This window comes from Siccirubricoccus deserti (genome assembly GCF_014283215.1).
Lineage (GTDB): Bacteria > Pseudomonadota > Alphaproteobacteria > Acetobacterales > Acetobacteraceae > Siccirubricoccus > Siccirubricoccus deserti.
Genome location: NZ_JACOMF010000011.1, coordinates 69,182 through 84,963, shown reverse-complemented (window position 1 = coordinate 84,963; position 15,782 = coordinate 69,182). Strand labels below are relative to the sequence as shown.

The 15,782-nt window shown below is 73.0% G+C and carries 13 protein-coding genes; 8 read left to right on the top strand and 5 right to left on the bottom strand.

Annotated features, from left to right (window positions below; translation table 11 throughout):
• Positions 1-159: 159 nt before the first annotated feature.
• The 7 genes from H7965_RS11670 to H7965_RS11640 all read left to right on the top strand — a co-directional run bounded on the left by H7965_RS11670 (position 160) and on the right by H7965_RS11640 (position 8,962).
• Positions 160-1,176: an AAA family ATPase gene (locus H7965_RS11670; protein ID WP_186770754.1), complete on the top strand. Its 1,017-nt coding sequence runs from the start codon at positions 160-162 to the stop codon at positions 1,174-1,176.
• Positions 1,177-1,311: 135 nt separating this feature from the next.
• Complete coding sequence (locus H7965_RS11665) at positions 1,312-2,175, top strand: DUF58 domain-containing protein (protein WP_186770753.1); 864 nt, start codon at positions 1,312-1,314, stop codon at positions 2,173-2,175.
• A 157-nt stretch (positions 2,176-2,332) separates the two neighbouring features.
• On the top strand, positions 2,333-5,053 hold the full coding sequence (locus H7965_RS11660) for a DUF4159 domain-containing protein (protein ID WP_186770752.1): 2,721 nt from the start codon (positions 2,333-2,335) through the stop codon (positions 5,051-5,053).
• The gene (locus H7965_RS11655; protein ID WP_186770751.1) at positions 5,054-7,144 is read left to right on the top strand and encodes a hypothetical protein; all 2,091 of its coding nucleotides are present in this window, start codon (positions 5,054-5,056) and stop codon (positions 7,142-7,144) included. It abuts the gene before it with no gap.
• Entirely contained in the window at positions 7,144-7,503 is a 360-nt protein-coding gene (locus tag H7965_RS11650; RefSeq protein WP_186770750.1) for a hypothetical protein, read from the top strand. The genes H7965_RS11655 and H7965_RS11650 overlap by 1 nt, the downstream gene beginning before the upstream one ends.
• Positions 7,504-7,554: 51 nt before the next feature.
• On the top strand, positions 7,555-8,208 hold the full coding sequence (locus tag H7965_RS11645) for an ankyrin repeat domain-containing protein (protein WP_186770749.1): 654 nt from the start codon (positions 7,555-7,557) through the stop codon (positions 8,206-8,208).
• Entirely contained in the window at positions 8,201-8,962 is a 762-nt protein-coding gene (locus tag H7965_RS11640) for an SDR family oxidoreductase (RefSeq protein ID WP_222440573.1), read from the top strand. The genes H7965_RS11645 and H7965_RS11640 overlap by 8 nt, the downstream gene beginning before the upstream one ends.
• A 145-nt stretch (positions 8,963-9,107) precedes the next feature.
• Here the strand turns inward: H7965_RS11640 and H7965_RS11635 are convergent, their stop codons facing one another.
• The 4 genes from H7965_RS11635 to H7965_RS11620 all read right to left on the bottom strand — a co-directional run bounded on the left by H7965_RS11635 (position 9,108) and on the right by H7965_RS11620 (position 13,745).
• On the bottom strand, positions 9,108-9,923 hold the full coding sequence (locus H7965_RS11635) for a peptidoglycan-binding protein (protein WP_186770747.1): 816 nt from the start codon (positions 9,921-9,923) through the stop codon (positions 9,108-9,110).
• A gap of 116 nt (positions 9,924-10,039) precedes the next feature.
• A complete protein-coding gene (locus H7965_RS11630; protein ID WP_186770806.1) occupies positions 10,040-10,963 on the bottom strand; it encodes a 50S ribosomal protein L11 methyltransferase in 924 nt (307 codons plus the stop codon).
• 80 nt (positions 10,964-11,043) lie between these two features.
• Complete coding sequence (locus H7965_RS11625) at positions 11,044-13,245, bottom strand: ATP-dependent helicase (RefSeq protein ID WP_229682524.1); 2,202 nt, start codon at positions 13,243-13,245, stop codon at positions 11,044-11,046.
• A gap of 8 nt (positions 13,246-13,253) precedes the next feature.
• Positions 13,254-13,745, bottom strand: coding sequence for a pentapeptide repeat-containing protein (locus tag H7965_RS11620; protein WP_186770745.1), 492 nt, complete (start codon positions 13,743-13,745; stop codon positions 13,254-13,256).
• A gap of 81 nt (positions 13,746-13,826) precedes the next feature.
• On the opposite strand from H7965_RS11620, the gene H7965_RS11615 reads away from it, so the two are divergent.
• Positions 13,827-14,735, top strand: coding sequence for a hypothetical protein (locus H7965_RS11615; RefSeq protein ID WP_229682523.1), 909 nt, complete (start codon positions 13,827-13,829; stop codon positions 14,733-14,735).
• Here the strand turns inward: H7965_RS11615 and H7965_RS11610 are convergent.
• Entirely contained in the window at positions 14,729-15,703 is a 975-nt protein-coding gene (locus H7965_RS11610) for a catalase family peroxidase (RefSeq protein WP_186770744.1), read from the bottom strand. The genes H7965_RS11615 and H7965_RS11610 overlap by 7 nt on opposite strands.
• Between the last annotated feature and the right edge of the window lie 79 nt (positions 15,704-15,782).

Below are 15,782 nucleotides of genomic sequence, written 5' to 3'. Positions count from 1 at the left end.
GCGCCGATCATCGCCATAGGCTGCCTTCCATTGGTCCGGGACGCTCTGCCCTGTGCGGTGCGTCTTGCCGCGCCACCGATTGACCACTGGTTACCGCCAGAAGATGCCACGGGGCGTCGCCAACGGCGCGCTGGCCCCCATATAGGGATCGTGGTTGGGATGATTGAAGTGGCCGACACCGCAATGGGCAGCAGCGACCCCGCAACCCTCCTGGCCGAGGCGGAAGCCCTTGGCGACCGCCTGCAACGGGTCAGGGAGGCGATCGGCCGGGTGATCTTCGGCCAGCAGGAGGTGGTGGAGCAGACGCTCATCACCCTGCTTTCTGGCGGGCATGCCCTGCTGGTGGGGGTGCCGGGCCTCGGCAAGACCAAGCTGGTGGAGACCCTCGGCACCGTGCTGGGGCTCGACGCCAAGCGGGTGCAGTTCACCCCGGACCTGATGCCGGCGGACATCATCGGCTCCGAGGTGCTGGAGGAGAGCGAGGCCGGCAAGCGGGCCTTCCGCTTCCTGCCCGGCCCGGTGTTCTGCCAGCTGCTGATGGCCGACGAGATCAACCGCGCTTCCCCGCGTACCCAGTCGGCGTTGCTGCAGGCAATGCAGGAGCACAGGGTGGCGGTGGCCGGCGTGGCGCATCCGCTGCCCATCCCCTTTCATGTGCTGGCGACGCAGAACCCGATCGAGCAGGAGGGCACCTACCCGCTCCCCGAGGCCCAGCTCGACCGCTTCCTGCTGGAGGTCGAGGTCGGCTACCCGGACGAGGCGGCCGAGCGCGCCATGCTGCTGGCGACCACTGGCGCGCGCGATGCGAAGCCGGTGCCGACCATGACCGGGGCGGAGCTGATCGCGGCGCAGGCGCTGATCCGCCGCATCCCGGTGGGCGAGAGCGTGCTGGACGCGATTCTCCGACTGGTCCGCGGCGCCCGGCCGGACAGCTCGGGGCTGGAGGCGGTGCGCAGGCAGCTCGCCTGGGGCCCCGGGCCGCGGGCGGCGCAGGCGCTGATGCTGGCGACCCGTGCGCGGGCGGTGATGGACGGCAGGCTGGCGCCCTCGGTCGAGGATGTGCTGGCGCTGGCCGAGCCGGTGCTGCGCCATCGCATGGCGCTGAACTTCTCCGCCCGCGCCGATGGCGTGGTGCTGGGGGATGTGATCGGGATGCTGAAGGCGCAACTCGGGTGAGACCGCCCGATGATTGCAGCGCCGACAGGTGCGGAGATCTGAGTCCGGCGCGCGCTCGCGCCCAGGCCGCCGATGACCGCAACGCCGAACGGCGCGAAGGTCCGAGGCGGGCAGGCCGCCCGGGGGGCCGGCACCATGCCGGTTAGCCCTACCCTCCGCGCCGAGGTGCTCGGCGCCACCCTGCCACCGCTGGTGGTGGCCGCCGACCGGGTCGCCAGCACCATCCTCCAGGGCGTGCACGGCCGCCGCCGCTCCGGCCAGGGCGATGCCTTCTGGCAGTTCCGCCCCTTCCTGCCCGGCGACCAGGCCAGCCGCGTCGACTGGCGGCAGAGCGCCAAATCCGACCGGCTGTTCATTCGTGAGACCGAGTGGGAAGCGGCGCAAACCGTGGCGCTGTGGCGCGACGCCTCACCTTCCATGGCATGGCGCTCCACCCTGCGGGCGCCGCCAAAGCGGGAACGGGCGGAACTGCTGCTGCTCGCCCTCGCCTCCCTGCTGCTTCGCGGCGGGGAACGGGTGCGCATCCTCGGCGGTCCTGGCCGCAGCCATGCCGGCCGGGCGGGGCTGGAGGCGCTGGCCCAGTCCCTCACCTTCGATGCCGCCCCCGCCGGGCTGCCGGCCGTCGACCCTGCCCTGCCGCGCCACGCCCGCTGCGTGCTGATCGGCGATTTCCTCGAACCCCTGCCGGAGATCCAGCGCGCTGTCTCGGCCCTGGCCGGGCGGCCGGTGCATGGCCATCTGCTGCAGGTGCTCGATCCGGCGGAAGAATCCCTGCCCTATCTCGGCCGCGTCCGCTTCGAGGGACTGGAAGCGGAGGAACCCGCCCTGGTCCCCCGCGTCGAAGGCGTGCGCGACCTTTATGCCGAGCGGTTGCGGCAGCATCGCGCCGGTGTCGCGGCGATCGCCGCCGCCGCCGGCTGGGGCTTCCTCACCCACCGCACCGACCAGCCGCCGGGTCAGGCGCTGCTGGCGCTGTGGCAGGCACTCGCGCCAGAGTAGTGTCCCACGCAATAGGCCAAATGATGCCGTGTACCGCGCCGCCTGTTCCGCAATGCCTTGACGCCGCAGGGCTGCGGCGGGATGGCCCGGCGGTTGCAGGACGCAGGCACGCCTTTGGCCGATCGCGGCCGGTGGCCATCACCTGGCCGGTGCACGCATGCTGAATCTGGGTCCCCTCGCCTTCGCCGCGCCATGGCTGCTGCTTGCCCTGGCGGCGCTGCCGGCGCTGTGGTGGCTGCTGCGGGTCACCCCGCCGGCGCCGCGGCGCATCGCCTTCCCCGCCATCCGCCTGCTGCGCGACCTACCGACCGGGGAGGAAACCCCTGCCCGCACCCCCTGGTGGCTGCTGCTGCTGCGGCTACTGGCCGCCGCGCTGGTGGTGCTCGGCCTGGCCCGGCCGGTGCTGGGGCCGGGTGGCGGCGCCGGCGGCGAGGGGTCGCTGCTGCTGGTGGTGGATGACGGCTGGGCCGCCGCCGCCGATTGGCCCGCCCGCATGGCCGCCGCCAGCGCCACCTTGGAACGCGCCGCCCGCGAGGGCCGCCGCGCCGCGCTGCTGCCGACCGCCCCGGCTGAGACCGGCGACGCCCCGCGGCTGATCGGTCCGATGCCGGCCGAGGACCTCCGCGCCCGGCTCGCCGCGCTGCGGCCGAAGCCCTGGCCGCCCGACCGCGCCGCCGCGCTGGCCGCCTTCGCCGCCTGGCACGCCGGCAACCCCGGCCCGCTGACCACGCTGCTGGTCAGCGACGGGGTGGCGCATGGGCCGGAGGCCGGCCGGCTGCCCGCTGCCCTGGCCGCCGCCGGCCGGCTGAGCGTGGCGCTGGCCGAGGCCCGGCCGCACCGGCTGCTGCCGCCGCCGGTGGCCGAGGCCGACCGGCTGCGCATCCGGGTCCAGCAGGTGCCGATCGGCATGGCGACCGAGGCCGGCGTGCTGGCCCGCACCGGCGACGGCCGCGCCCTCGCCCGCGCCGACGTGCCGATCCCGGCCGACGCGGCCAGCGGCGAGGCCACCCTCGAACTGCCGCTTGAACTGCGCAATCAGGTGGTGCGGTTGGAGATCGAGGGCGAGACCGGCGCCGGCGGGGTGGTGCTGCTGGATGAGCGCTTCCGCCGCCGCCCGGTCGGCCTGCTGCCTGGCGCCGAGGACAGCGCCGATGCGCCGCTGATCGGCGAGCTGTTCTACCTCGACCGTGCCCTGGCGCCCTTCACCGAGTTGCGCCGGGCGCCGCTGGACCGGCTGCTCTCCCGCCCCATCGCGGTGCTGGCCCTGGCCGACCGGCCGGTGCCCGAGGGGCCGGAGCGGGAGGCGCTGACCCGCTGGGTGGAGCAGGGCGGCACCCTGCTGCGCTTCGCCGGCCCGCGCCTGGCCGAGCACCCCGACCCGCTGCTGCCGGTGCCGCTGCGGGCCGAACGCCAGCTCGGCGGCGCGCTGTCCTGGGAGCAGCCGCAGCGCCTCGCCCCCTTCCCCGAGACCTCGCCCTTCGCCGGGCTGCCGATCCCGGCCGAGGTGACGGTGGAACGCCAGGTGCTGGCCGAGCCCTCGCCGCAGCTGACCGAGCGGAGCTGGGCACGGCTGGCCGATGGCACGCCGCTTGTCACCGCCGAGGCGCGCGGCGCCGGACGGGTCGTGCTTTTCCACGTGACCGCCAATGCCGAATGGTCGAACCTGCCGCTCTCCGGCCTTTTCGTGCAGATGCTGCGGCGGATCGTGGCGCTTTCGGCCGGCATTCAGGGCGCCGAGGGCGAGGCGCCGCTGGCGCCGCTGGAAACGCTGGACGGCTTCGGCCGGCTCGGCGCCGCGCCGCCTGCCGCCGCCGCCATCCCGGCGGCGCAGATCGACGCCACCGCCCCCTCCCCGCGCCACCCGCCAGGCTGGTACGGCACACCGGGGCAGGATGCCACCGCCGCCGCCTATCGCCGGGCGCTGAACCTCGGCGGCGCGGTCCCCGCACCTGAGGCCGCGCCACCACCGCCGGCCGGGGCGGCCATCATCGGCATCGGCGGCATTCCGGCGGAGCGCGACCTCGGGCCCTGGCTGCTGGCGGCGGCGCTGCTGCTGCTGGCGCTCGACCTGCTGATCGGGCTGCGCCTGCGCGGCCTGCTGCGGCCGGGCTTCGCCGCGCTGGCGCTGCTGCTGTCAGCGCAACCCAGCCTCGCCCAGACGGCCCAGGCGCAAAGCACCGACCCGGCGCTGGCAACCCGCCTCGCTTATGTCGTCACCGGCGACGGTACGCTGGACGAGACCCTCAGGATGGGTCTCGTCGGGCTGTCGGAGTTCGTCAACCGGCGCACCGCCGCGGCGCTGGCCGACCCGGCCGCGGTGACACCGGGACAGGATGACCTTTCATTCTTCCCGCTGCTCTACTGGTGCGTCACGCCGGAGGCGCCGCAGCCCGACAATGCCATGGTCGCCGCGCTCAACAGCTTCATGCGCAACGGCGGAATCATCCTGTTCGACACCCGCGACGAGGGCTCCGGGGAAGGCTTCGCGCCGGGGGCGCGGGCGGCGCTGCGGCGGGTGACGCGAGACCTTGCCATCCCGCCGCTGGCGCCACTGGCCGAGGACCATGTGCTCAAGCGGTCCTTCTACCTGCTGCCCGACCTGCCTGGTCGCTTCGCCGGCGGCCGGGTCTGGGTGGCGCGGGACCAGGACAGGGCGAACGACAGCGTCTCCCCGGTGATCATCGGTGGGCATGACTGGGCCAGCGCCTGGGCGATCGATGCCCGCGGCAACAACCCCTTCGCCGCCATCCCAGGTGGCGACCGGCAGCGGACCCTGGCTTACCGCTTCGGGGTGAACCTCGTGATGTACGCGCTGACCGGCAACTACAAGGGCGACCAGGTGCACGTCCCGGCCATTCTCGAAAGGCTTGGCAACTAGATGCAGCAGGCGCTCTCGGGCATCGACTTCGCGCCGATCCTGCCGGTCTGGTTGATCGCCGGGCTCGGCCTGCTGGCGGCGGCGGCGCTGCTGCCGGCCGTGCTGCGACGGGCGCGGGGGGCGGGACTGCGCGCCCTGGTCTTCGCCTTGTTGCTGCTGGCGCTGGCCAATCCGCGGCTGGTTGAGGAGACGCGGGAGACCAGGCCCGACATCGGCGTGCTGCTGGTCGACCGCTCCGACAGCGCCCGCATCGCCGGACGCGCGGCGCAGATCGAGGCGGCGCGCGTGGCGCTGGAGGGCCGCGCCGCCCGGCTGCCCGAGTTGGAGCTGCGCACCGTGGAGGTGCCGGAGGGCGGCAACCAGGGCACCCGCCTGTTCACCGCGCTGGAACGCGCCCTGGCCGACATCCCGCGCGCCCGGCTGGCCGGGATCATCGCCCTGACCGATGGCCAGGTGCACGACGTGCCGGCCGATGCGCCGATCGAGGCGCCCTTCCATGTCCTGCTGCCCGGCCGCCCCGGCGAGGTGGACCGCCGGCTGCGAGTGATCGAGGCGCCGGGCTTCGGCATCGTCGGGCGTTCGGTCGAGCTGCGGGTCGCGGTGGAGGACCTCGGCGCCACCGGGACGGGGGCCGCCCGCCTCGCGGTGCGGCGGGATGGCACGCCGCCGCGGATCGAGAGCGTGCCGGTCGGCCGCGAGCATCGCATCACCATCCCGATCGAGCGCGGCGGCCCGACAGTGGTGGAGCTTGCCGCCGAGACCCGCCCCGGCGAGGTGAGCGAGCTGAACAACCGTGCCGTCGTCACCATCACCGGCGTGCGCGACCGGCTGCGGGTACTGCTGGTCTCCGGCGAGCCGCATGCCGGGGAACGCACCTGGCGCCGGCTGCTGAAGGCCGACCCGGGCGTGGACCTGGTGCATTTCACCATCCTCCGCCCGCCGGAGAAGGATGACCTGACCCCGCTGAACGAACTGGCGCTGATCGCCTTCCCGGTGCGCGAGCTGTTCCAGGTGAAGCTGCGCGAATTCGACCTGGTGGTGTTCGACCGCTTCGCCAATCGCGGCATCCTGCCGCCGGCCTATCTGCGCAACATCGCCGATTATGTCCGCGGCGGCGGCGCGCTGCTGCTCTCGGTGGGGCCGGAATTCGCCGGCCCGGTCAGCCTGGCAAACACCCCGCTCGGCGCCGTGCTGCCGGCACGGCCGGCGGCCGGGGTGGGGGCCTCCACCGCGGCGGAAGGCGCGTTCCGGCCGCGGATCACGGCGCTCGGCGCCCGCCACCCGGTCACCGAGGAGCTGACCGGCGCCAATCCGGACGAGGCGAGCGAGGCGAGCTGGGGTCGCTGGTACCGCAGCATGCGGGCCGACCAGCGCAGCGGCGTGGCGGTGATGGAGGCCGCCGGCGGCGCCCCACTGCTGCTGCTCGATCGCGTTGCCGAGGGAAGGGTTGCCCTGCTGCTCTCCGACCACATCTGGCTCTGGTCCCGCGGCCATGACGGCGGCGGACCGCAGGCGGAACTTCTTCGCCGCGCCGCGCATTGGCTCATGCGCGAACCCGAGCTGGAGGAGGAGGAGCTGACCGCCCGCATCGAAGCCGGCCATCTGCACGTCGAGCGCCGCAGCGTCGAGGGCGGGCCACCGCCCGAGATCGGCATCACCGCCCCCGACGGCACCAACCTGCGCCGGCCCCTGGCCCCCGGCCCCGGCGGTCGCGCCACGGTGGAGCTGCCGGCCGACCAGCCCGGTGTCTGGCAGGTCTCGGACGGCCGCCGCACCGCCTTCGCCGCCGCCGCCACCACCAACCCGCTTGAGGTCGCCGATCTGCGCGCCGACCCGGGCAAGCTGGCACCGATCCTGACCGCCACCAGCGGCGCCGCGCGCTGGCTCGACAGCGGGGCGGAGCCCACCCTGCCGGAGCTGCGCCGCATTGCCCCGGGGCGGGACGCCAGCGGCGCGAGCTGGATCGGCCTGCGCCGCAACGGCGACCACACCGTCACCGGCATCGCCGCCCTGCCCTTGCTGCCGCCCTGGCTGGCGCTGCCGCTGGTGCTTGGCCTTGCCGTACTGGCCTGGCAGCGGGAGGGACACTGATGCGGCGGCCCGGCAAATACGCCTTCGCCACCTTGGCGCTGCTGCTGGCCGGCTGCGCCATCGGTCCCAGCCTTGAGGAACGGCTGGCGCCACTGATCGGCAAGCGGGAGGGTGAGGTGGTGATGGCGCTCGGCGTCCCCACCCGCACCTATGAAGCGGATGGGCGGAAATTCCTGCAGTACGAGGAACGCCGCACCACCCTCTACCCCGGCGACCCCTATTGGGCCCGGCCCTACGGCCGGTTCGGACCGATGCTCTCCGCGGGCCCGATGATGATCACCCGCAGCTGCGACATGACCTTCACCCTGCGCCAGGGCGTGGTGGAGAGCTTTTTGCTGCGTGGCGATGACTGCCGCTGACCAGCCTGATGCGGCTCTGGCGGCCGGTTCGGGGGCGCGGTAGGAAAGCGCATGCGCCGCCTCTCCCCCCGCCTGCTTCCGCTCGCCGCCCTGGCCTGGCTGGCATTGCCGATCGCCGATGCGGCGGCGCAATTCGGCCGCTCCGGCGCCAATCGCGTGCCGCGCCCGACCGCCGAGCCCGTACGGCCGCCACCGCCGGCCCTGCCCGGCCTGCAGTACCGCCGCGCGCCGGAGCCGATTCCGGGCGACCCGAATGCCAACCTTTCGCCCAATGCCGCGCTGTTCGACGCCATCAACCGCGGCGATCTGGCGGCGGCGCGGGATGCGGTGGTGCGCGGCGCCGACATCGAGTCCCGCAACGTGCTGGGGCTGACGCCGATCGACGCGGCGGTGGACCAGGGGCGGACCGAGATCATGTTCTACCTGCTGTCGGTCCGCACCGGCATCCGCTCGGCACCGCCGCCCGAGGCCGCCACCCCGGCCGCCGCCCCCCCGCCGCGCCGCGGCCGGCGGGAGGCGCCGGTGCCCGGCCCGGCGGTGGAGCGCAACGTCCCGGTGCCGACGCCGGTGGCGCGCAACCCGCGGCTCTGGGCCGGGGATGGCGGCGCGCCGCAGCCGGAGATCGGCTTCCTCGGCTTCGACGCCGGCCGCCCGGCGGGCGCCGCCCCGACCGCCAGCCGCCCGGCCCGCGCCGACCGTGGCTGAGCCGCGCGCCGCGCTGGTCAGCGGCGCCAGCCGCGGCATCGGCCTCGCCATCGCCGAACGGCTGGCGGCCGACGGCATGCGGGTGCTGCTGGTCGCCCGTTCCGGGGCCGCGCTGGCCGAGGCGGCGGCGCGGCTGCCCGGTGCCGTCGCGCATGCCGCCGACCTGCGCGACCCGGCGGCGGCAGGGGTGGCGGTGGACGCCGCCATGGCCGGTTTCGGCCGGCTGGACCTGCTGGTCAATTGTGCCGGGGCGACGCAGCGCGGCGATTTCGTCGCGTTGGACGACGCCGCCTGGGCGGATGGCTATGCGCTCAAGCTGCATGGCGCGGTGCGGCTGGCGCGCGCCGCCTGGCCGCATCTGAAGGCGGCGCGCGGCGGGATCGTCAACATCGCCGGCATCGGCGGCCGGGTGGCGAGCGCCGATTTCACCATCGGCGGCAGCGTAAACGCGGCGCTGATGAACCTGACCAAAGCGCTGGCCGACAAGGGCGTGGCCGAGGGGGTGCGGGTGAACTGCATCAACCCCGGCAGCATCCGCACCGACCGGCTGGAGGGCCGCATCCGGACATTGGCCGAGGCGCGTGGCCTGGACCACGCCGCCGCGGCCGAGGCGCTGGCCGCCGAAACCGGCGTCGCCCGCTTCGGCGAGCCGGCCGAGATCGCCGCCATGGTCGCCTTCCTCGCGAGCGACCAGGCGAGCTACGTCCAGGGCGCGATCCTCGACGTGGACGGGGGCTGGGTCCGGGCGGTTTGATCTCGGCCAGGGTGATACCCGACGGCCGGTCCGAGGCCGCGAATGCGGGCCGCGCCAAGTGGCGCGAAGTCAGGCAAGCCGGAGGTTCGCGCCTGGCGTTCGAGGGCCCCTGAACGCGCGAACGCTCAGGGCCGCTGGCATGAACTCAGGCCGGCACCACTCCGGTTGCCGCCGTCGCCGCCAGGAGGTTCAGCGCCGCGAGGGTCTCGCGGCCAGCGACGCCATCCACCAGCAGGCCCCGCTTGCCCTGGAAGGCCATGACCGCCGCCTGGGTGTCGCGGCCGAAGATGCCGTCGGCCAGCAGCCCGGCCCCGGCCGCGTTCAGCGCCCGCTGCAGCCCCTCCACCTGCGGCCCGCGGTCGCCGAGCGAGAGCAGATGCGCCGGCGGCGGTTTGGCGCCGGCACCGCCGAACAGCCCGTCCGCGGCCCAGTCGCGGATCAGCCCGTCGCCCGCCTCGAAATGCATGGCGTCCTCGGTGCCGAAACCGGCGCCCCAGTACCAGCCATGGGCGTTGAAGATCGGGGCGATCCTGGTGAGCCCGAACTGGACCTTGCCATCGCCCCGCGCATCGAGCCTGCCGGCCAGGGTGAGGTCGATGGCGGTGCCCCAGGCATGATTGCTGATGGCGATGGTGGAGCCGCGCACGAAGCGGGCGCAGAGCATGCCGGCGGTGCCGATGACGGCATGGATCTCCGGCGCCTTGGCGGCGATCTCGGCCAGGATGCGTTGCAGCCCATCCACCGCCGGGCGCAGGCCGCGCACCTTGATCGGGCCGAGCTGACGGCTTTCGACCAGCGGCTTGAGGCGGGGGTTGGTGATCTCCCGGCAATCATCGCCATAGTCGGCGCGGGGATTGCCGAGCAGCGAAAGCATGGTCGCCTGCTTGGCGTTCACTACCTTGCGGCCATCCGCCAGGGTGTTGATGCCGGGTGGCACCGGGACGAGGTCGGTCAGTTCCATGACGTTGTCCTCCTGCCGGCATAGGCTGGAAGCCGGAGGTCCGGACCGCTGTGCCTTTCGTCACATCCGTGAAGCGGATCGCGGAAAGGCGTGAACACGCCGGAGCGTGATACGGCCTACAGCGGATTGGCGCTCAGATCGGAAGGCGATCCGCCATGGCGCCGGCGCAGCACCAGCGTGGTCCACGGCCCGACATCGATCCGCCGCTCCAGCACCATCCCCTGCCGCCGATGCGCCGCCAGCACCATCCGCGCCTGGGTGCCGAGCAGCCCAGCGAGGATCGCCGTCCCGCCCGGCGCCAGATGCAGCGCCAGCGGGCGCGCCATGGCGCAGAGCGGCCGTGCCAGGATATTGGCGAAGACCAGGTCGAAGCGGCGGCCGCGCAGCAGCCGGTGGCGCCAGCCATCCGCCAGCCGCGCCGAGACCAGCCGCTGCATGCCGTTCAGCCGCGCATTCTCCCCGGCGACGCGCACCGACCAGGGCTCGATGTCGGTCGCCAGCACCGGCCGGCGCAGCGTCTTCGCCGCGGCGATGGCGAGGATGGCCGAGCCGGTGCCGAGGTCCAGCAGCCGGCGCGGCCGGCGATGCGCGACGGCGGTGAAGGCCAGCAGGCACCCCTGGGTGGAGGCATGCTCGCCGCTGCCGAAGGCCAGCCCGGCATCCAGCTTCAGCACGGTGCGACCCGGCATCGGCGGGTCCGGCGCATGGGTCGGGCGGATCAGGAAGCGGCCGACCGGGAATTCGGAAAAGCCTTCGATAGTGCGGGCCAGCCAGCCCTCCGCCTCGATCGGCCCGACCTGTAGCGCCGGCGGCTCGATGTCGCCGATCAATGCCGCCAGGGCCAGCGCGCCGGTCAGCGCGTCCTCGCCTGCGCCGGCCTCGCGCACGCCTTCGACGCGCCAGGTGTCGGTCGGGTCGTCCTTGAAATAGGCGACGGTGGCGCAGGTGGTCTGGAAGGCCGCCTCGAAGGCCGGGACGGCGGCTTCGGGCAGGCCCTCGACAGCAAGCAATTCCAGCGGCTCGGCACGGCGGCGCGACATCGGCGTCGCCCAGTCGGGCGATCTGGCCGGCCGCTTCAGATCTTCGGGGCTATCGCCACCCCGGTCATCGGACGGCGCCATCACGCCTTCTCCACGAAGCGGTCGAGCACGCGCTTGGTGCCGGCCTTCTCGAACGCGATGTCCAGCTTGTCGTCCTCCACGCCGGTGACGCGGCCATAGCCGAATTTCTGATGGAAGACGCGTTGGCCGACGCCGATGGCATCGGCACGGACCGGGCGCGCCTGCACCTCCCACGCCCCGGCCTCGATCACCTTCGGCCGCCGCGCCAGCAGCCCGCCCGCGCCGGTGAAGACCGAGGGCATCTCCACCATGCGGTTGCGCGCCATTCCGGCGCTGCCCTCGCGCTCGATATGCTCCAGCGGCAGCTCGTCGAGGAAGCGGGAGGGGATGGAGCTCGACCAGTTGCCGTAGATGCGGCGGTTGGCGGCGCAGGAGACGATGGCGTGCTTCCTTGCCCGGGTCAGCCCGACATAGGCGAGGCGACGCTCCTCCTCCACGCCCTTCTCGCCGCCTTCCTCCATGGCGCGGCTATGCGGGAACAGCCCTTCCTCCCACCCCGGCAGGAAGACGGTGTCGAACTCCAGCCCCTTCGCGGCATGCAAGGTCATCAGCGAGAGCCGGTCGTCGGCGGCGTTCTCGTCATTCTCCATCACCAGCGCGACATGCTCGAGGAAGCCGGTGAGGGTCTCGAATTCGCCGAGGGCGCGGAGGAACTCCTTCAAATTCTCCAGCCGCCCCGGCGCCTCGGGCGACTTATCCTGCTTCCACATCTCGGTGTAGCCGCTCTCGTCCAGCAGCGTCGCCGCGACCACCACATGGCCGTCGCGCGGCAGCGCCTCCCGCCAGCGGGCGAAGCCGTGCAGCAGCTCGGACAGCGCGGCGCGGGCGCGGCCGGTGATGCCGCCCTGCGCCAGCCGCGCCGCGGCGGAGGAGAGCGGAATGCCCTCGGCGCGGGCGATCTCGTGCATCTTCCGCATCGCGGTATCGCCCAGGCCGCGCTTCGGGGTGTTGACGATGCGCTCGAAGGCCAGGTCATCGGCCGGCTGCGCCAGCACCCGCAGATAGGCCATGGCGTCGCGGATCTCGGCGCGCTCGTAGAATTTCAGCCCGCCGATGACGCGATAGGGCACGCCGAGGGTGATCAGCCGTTCCTCGAAGGCGCGGGTCTGGAAGCCGGCGCGGACCAGGATGGCGATCTCGGACAGGGCATGGCCGCTGCGCTGCGCCACCTCGATCCGCTCGCCGACCATGCGGGCCTCTTCCTCGCTGTCCCACAGCGAGACGACGCGCACCTTCTCGCCATCGGCGTCGTTGCGCCCGGCCCGTAGCGTCTTGCCGAGCCGGCCGGCGTTGTGCGCGATCAGGCCGCTGGCGGCGCCGAGGATCGGCCGGGTGGAGCGGTAGTTGCTCTCCAGCCGCACCACCCGGGCGTTGGGGAAATCCTTCTCGAAGCGCAGGATGTTCTCGATCTCGGCGCCGCGCCAGGAATAGATCGACTGGTCGTCGTCGCCGACGCAGCAGATGTTCTTGTGACCCTGGGCCAGCAGCCGCAGCCACATGTACTGCACCAGGTTGGTATCCTGGTACTCGTCGACCAGGATGTAGCGGAAGCGCCGGTGCCAATCGGCCAGCACTTCCGGATGATCGCGCAGGATATCGACCATGTGCAGCATCAGATCGCCGAAATCGGCGCAATTCAGATCGCGCAGGCGGGCCTGGTAGGCCGCGTAGAGCGGCCGTGCCTTGCCGCTGGCGTAGTCGGTATCCTCCGCCGGGGTGATGCGGTTGGGCGAAACACCCCGATCTTTCCAGCGCTGGATCTGCGCCATCAGCCCCGGCGCCGGCCAACGCTTCAGGTCGATGCCGCCGGCCTCCATCACCAGCTTCAGCAACCTGAGCTGGTCGTCGGTGTCGAGGATGGTGAAGCCGCTGGTCAGCCCTACCAGCTCCGCGTGCCGCCGCAGCATCCGGGCGCACAGGGCATGGAAGGTGCCGAGCCACAGCCCCTCGGCGGGGCGGCCGAGGATGGCGGAGACCCTCTCCCGCATCTCCCGCGCCGCCTTGTTGGTGAAAGTGACGGCAAGCACCTGGCCGGGAAAGGCGCGTCCGGTCATCAGCAGATGCGCGAAGCGGGTGGTCAGCACCCTTGTCTTGCCGGTGCCGGCGCCGGCCAGCACCAGCAGCGGGCCATCCAGGGTCTCCACCGCCTCGCGCTGCTCGGCGTTGAGGCGGACGAGGTACTCCGGCACGCCCGTGGCCATGGGGGCGCTCATTGGCAGGAGCCGACCGAGCCTTCGGCACAGATGCTGGTGCCGTCGGTCCAGCGGGCGCCATCGAGCCGCGCGCGATGCAGATCCGCCCCCTCCATCTGCGCCGCGGTGAAATCCGCGTTGCGCAGATCGGCACTGAAGAATCTTGCGCGGCGCAGATCGGCGCCGGCAAGCTTGGCGCCATTCAGGTCGGCGCGGGTGAAATCGGCCCGCACCAGCACCGCGCCGGACAGATCGGCGCCGCGCATCCCGGCCGAGACGAAGCGGGCATTGTAGGCATCCACCCGGACCAGCTTCGCCGCCTCGAGGTTGGCCCGGGTCAGCGAGGCGTCGCGCAGGACCGCATCAGTGAGGTCGACGCCCCGCAGATCGCGCGTATCGAGCTGGCAGCGTCGCCAATCCACGCCGGTGGAGGGAAGCGCCGCGCAGCCGGCCGCCTTGGCGGCGGGCGTGGCGAGGGCAAGGATCAGGAAGACAGCCGGGAGTGACATGCGCACGGGGATCGATATAGAACGCCGCGCGAACGCATCCAACTGCTCCCGCCGCTGAAGTTACTCCGCATCCTCGGCTGGGTGGCGCGCCATGGCAGCGCCCTGCTGGCCGCCAGCATCGTCGCCGGCGTTGCCCTCGCACCGCTGGCCGCGGCGCTGCGCCCGGTGGTGGCGCCCACGGTCGCCCTGTTGATGACCCTGGTGCTGCTGCGTATCGACCCCATTGAGATGCTGGGCTGGCTGCGCCGGCCGCTGCTGGTGCTGGGGCTTTCGGCCTGGGTGCTGCTGGCCTGCCCGCTGGCGGTCTTCGCGATAACCCGGGCGGCAGGGCTGGACGGGCCACTCGGCGCCGGGCTGGTGCTGGCGGCGGCAGCCTGCTCGGCGGTCTCGGCGCCGGCCTTCGCCCGGCTGGTGGGCCTCGATGCCGAGATCAGCCTGGTGGTCTCGGTCGCCACCACGGCGCTGCTGCCCTTCACCGCGCCGCCGCTGGCGCTCGGGCTGCTGGGGCTGGAACTGGCGATTTCAATGCCAGGGCTGATGCTGCGGCTGCTGTTGATCGTCGGGCTGCCGGCGGCACTGGCGTTCGTCCTGCGCCGGGTGCTGGGGCAGCCACGGCTGGAGCGGCTGGCGCCGGCGGTGGACGGATCGGTGGTGCTGATCCTGGTGGTCTTCGCCTTTGGGGTAATGGATGGGGTGCAGGCAAGGCTGCTGGCGGATCCGCTCTGGGTGATGGCAGGCCTCGCCCTGGCGCTGCTCGGCAACCTGGGGCTGAACGGGCTGACGGTGCTGGCGCTCTGGCCCTTCGGCACGCGGCTGGCGCTGGCCGCGGGGATGCTCGCCGGCAACCGCAACCAGGCGCTGTTCCTGGCGGTGCTGCCGGCGGCGACCGACCCCGGCGTGCTGCTGTTCTTCGCCATCGGCCAGGTGCCGCTGTTCCTCAGCCCGGTCCTGCTGCGGCCGCTGTACCGGCGGATCGCCCGGCCTCACTGACGGCGGGCGATGGAGACGCCATAGGCCTCCCGCCGCAATGGCAGCAACGGGTCGTCGGAAAGGGCGATGCCTTCGACGACATTGGTCGGGTCGAAGTTCAGGGCCCTCTGCTGGGCGTCACTGTCGGCACGGCGGGCGCGGATGCTGATGGTGCCGAGCGCCACCCGCGGCCGATCGGCCGGCCAGCGGAGGGTCGCGTCATGGGTCGGGTCGCCCTCGGCGGCCATCTGGGCGACCAGGGTGAACATTGCCGGGCCCGCGGCCAGACGCTGGTCCAGCTCGGCGAACAGGTAGTCCGGCGGCGCCGCGGCGGCGGCCGAAGCCTCCAGCACGTCGCGGCCGGCCACCGGCTCGATGGCGTAGCGGAAGGCGCGGCGGGTGCCGTCGGCGCCGACCATCCAGAAGGCGTTCACCCCGAAATAGGGCTGGGTGGCGAAGCTGCGCGGCGCCGGCTTCGGGGTCTGGACCACCCTCTGCGCCGCCGGATGGCTGGCAAGGAAACGTTCCAGTGGCGTGGGTGAGGCCATGCCGGGCCGGCTGTTGGCGACGGCGTGGAGGAATGCCAGGAAATCCTCGCCATTGCCGACCGGGAAATCATCCAGGGCATTGGCGACGATGTCATTGGGCTGGCCGTCCGGAGTGACGAAGCGCAGCGCCATGCCGTGCGGCCGGGCGGCCGGCGCGCCATCCGGGATCATCGGATTGCCGGAGCCATCGGAGAAGCGCACCAGCAGCGGCAGCGGCGCCTGGAATTGCGGTGCGCGAGACAGCCGCGCCGCGTCCGGTGCCGGGGTGAAGCTGCCGTCGTAGACCGCACCCTTGGCATGGGTGGCGCGGAAGCCCGGATGCGTGCCGAAGATGGCGTTCATCTCGTTGACGATGCGGACGGCCAGCGGATCCTCGGCCTGGGCCGGCACGCCAAGCAGCAGGGCGGCGCAGAGGAGGCTCGGGCGAAGCGTGAGGCGCATGGGGCGATGCCCTTGATGGAGGCGCCGAAGCTATCCCCGCCGCGGCGGCGCCGCGCTGAACACTCCGCGCGCGGTCGTT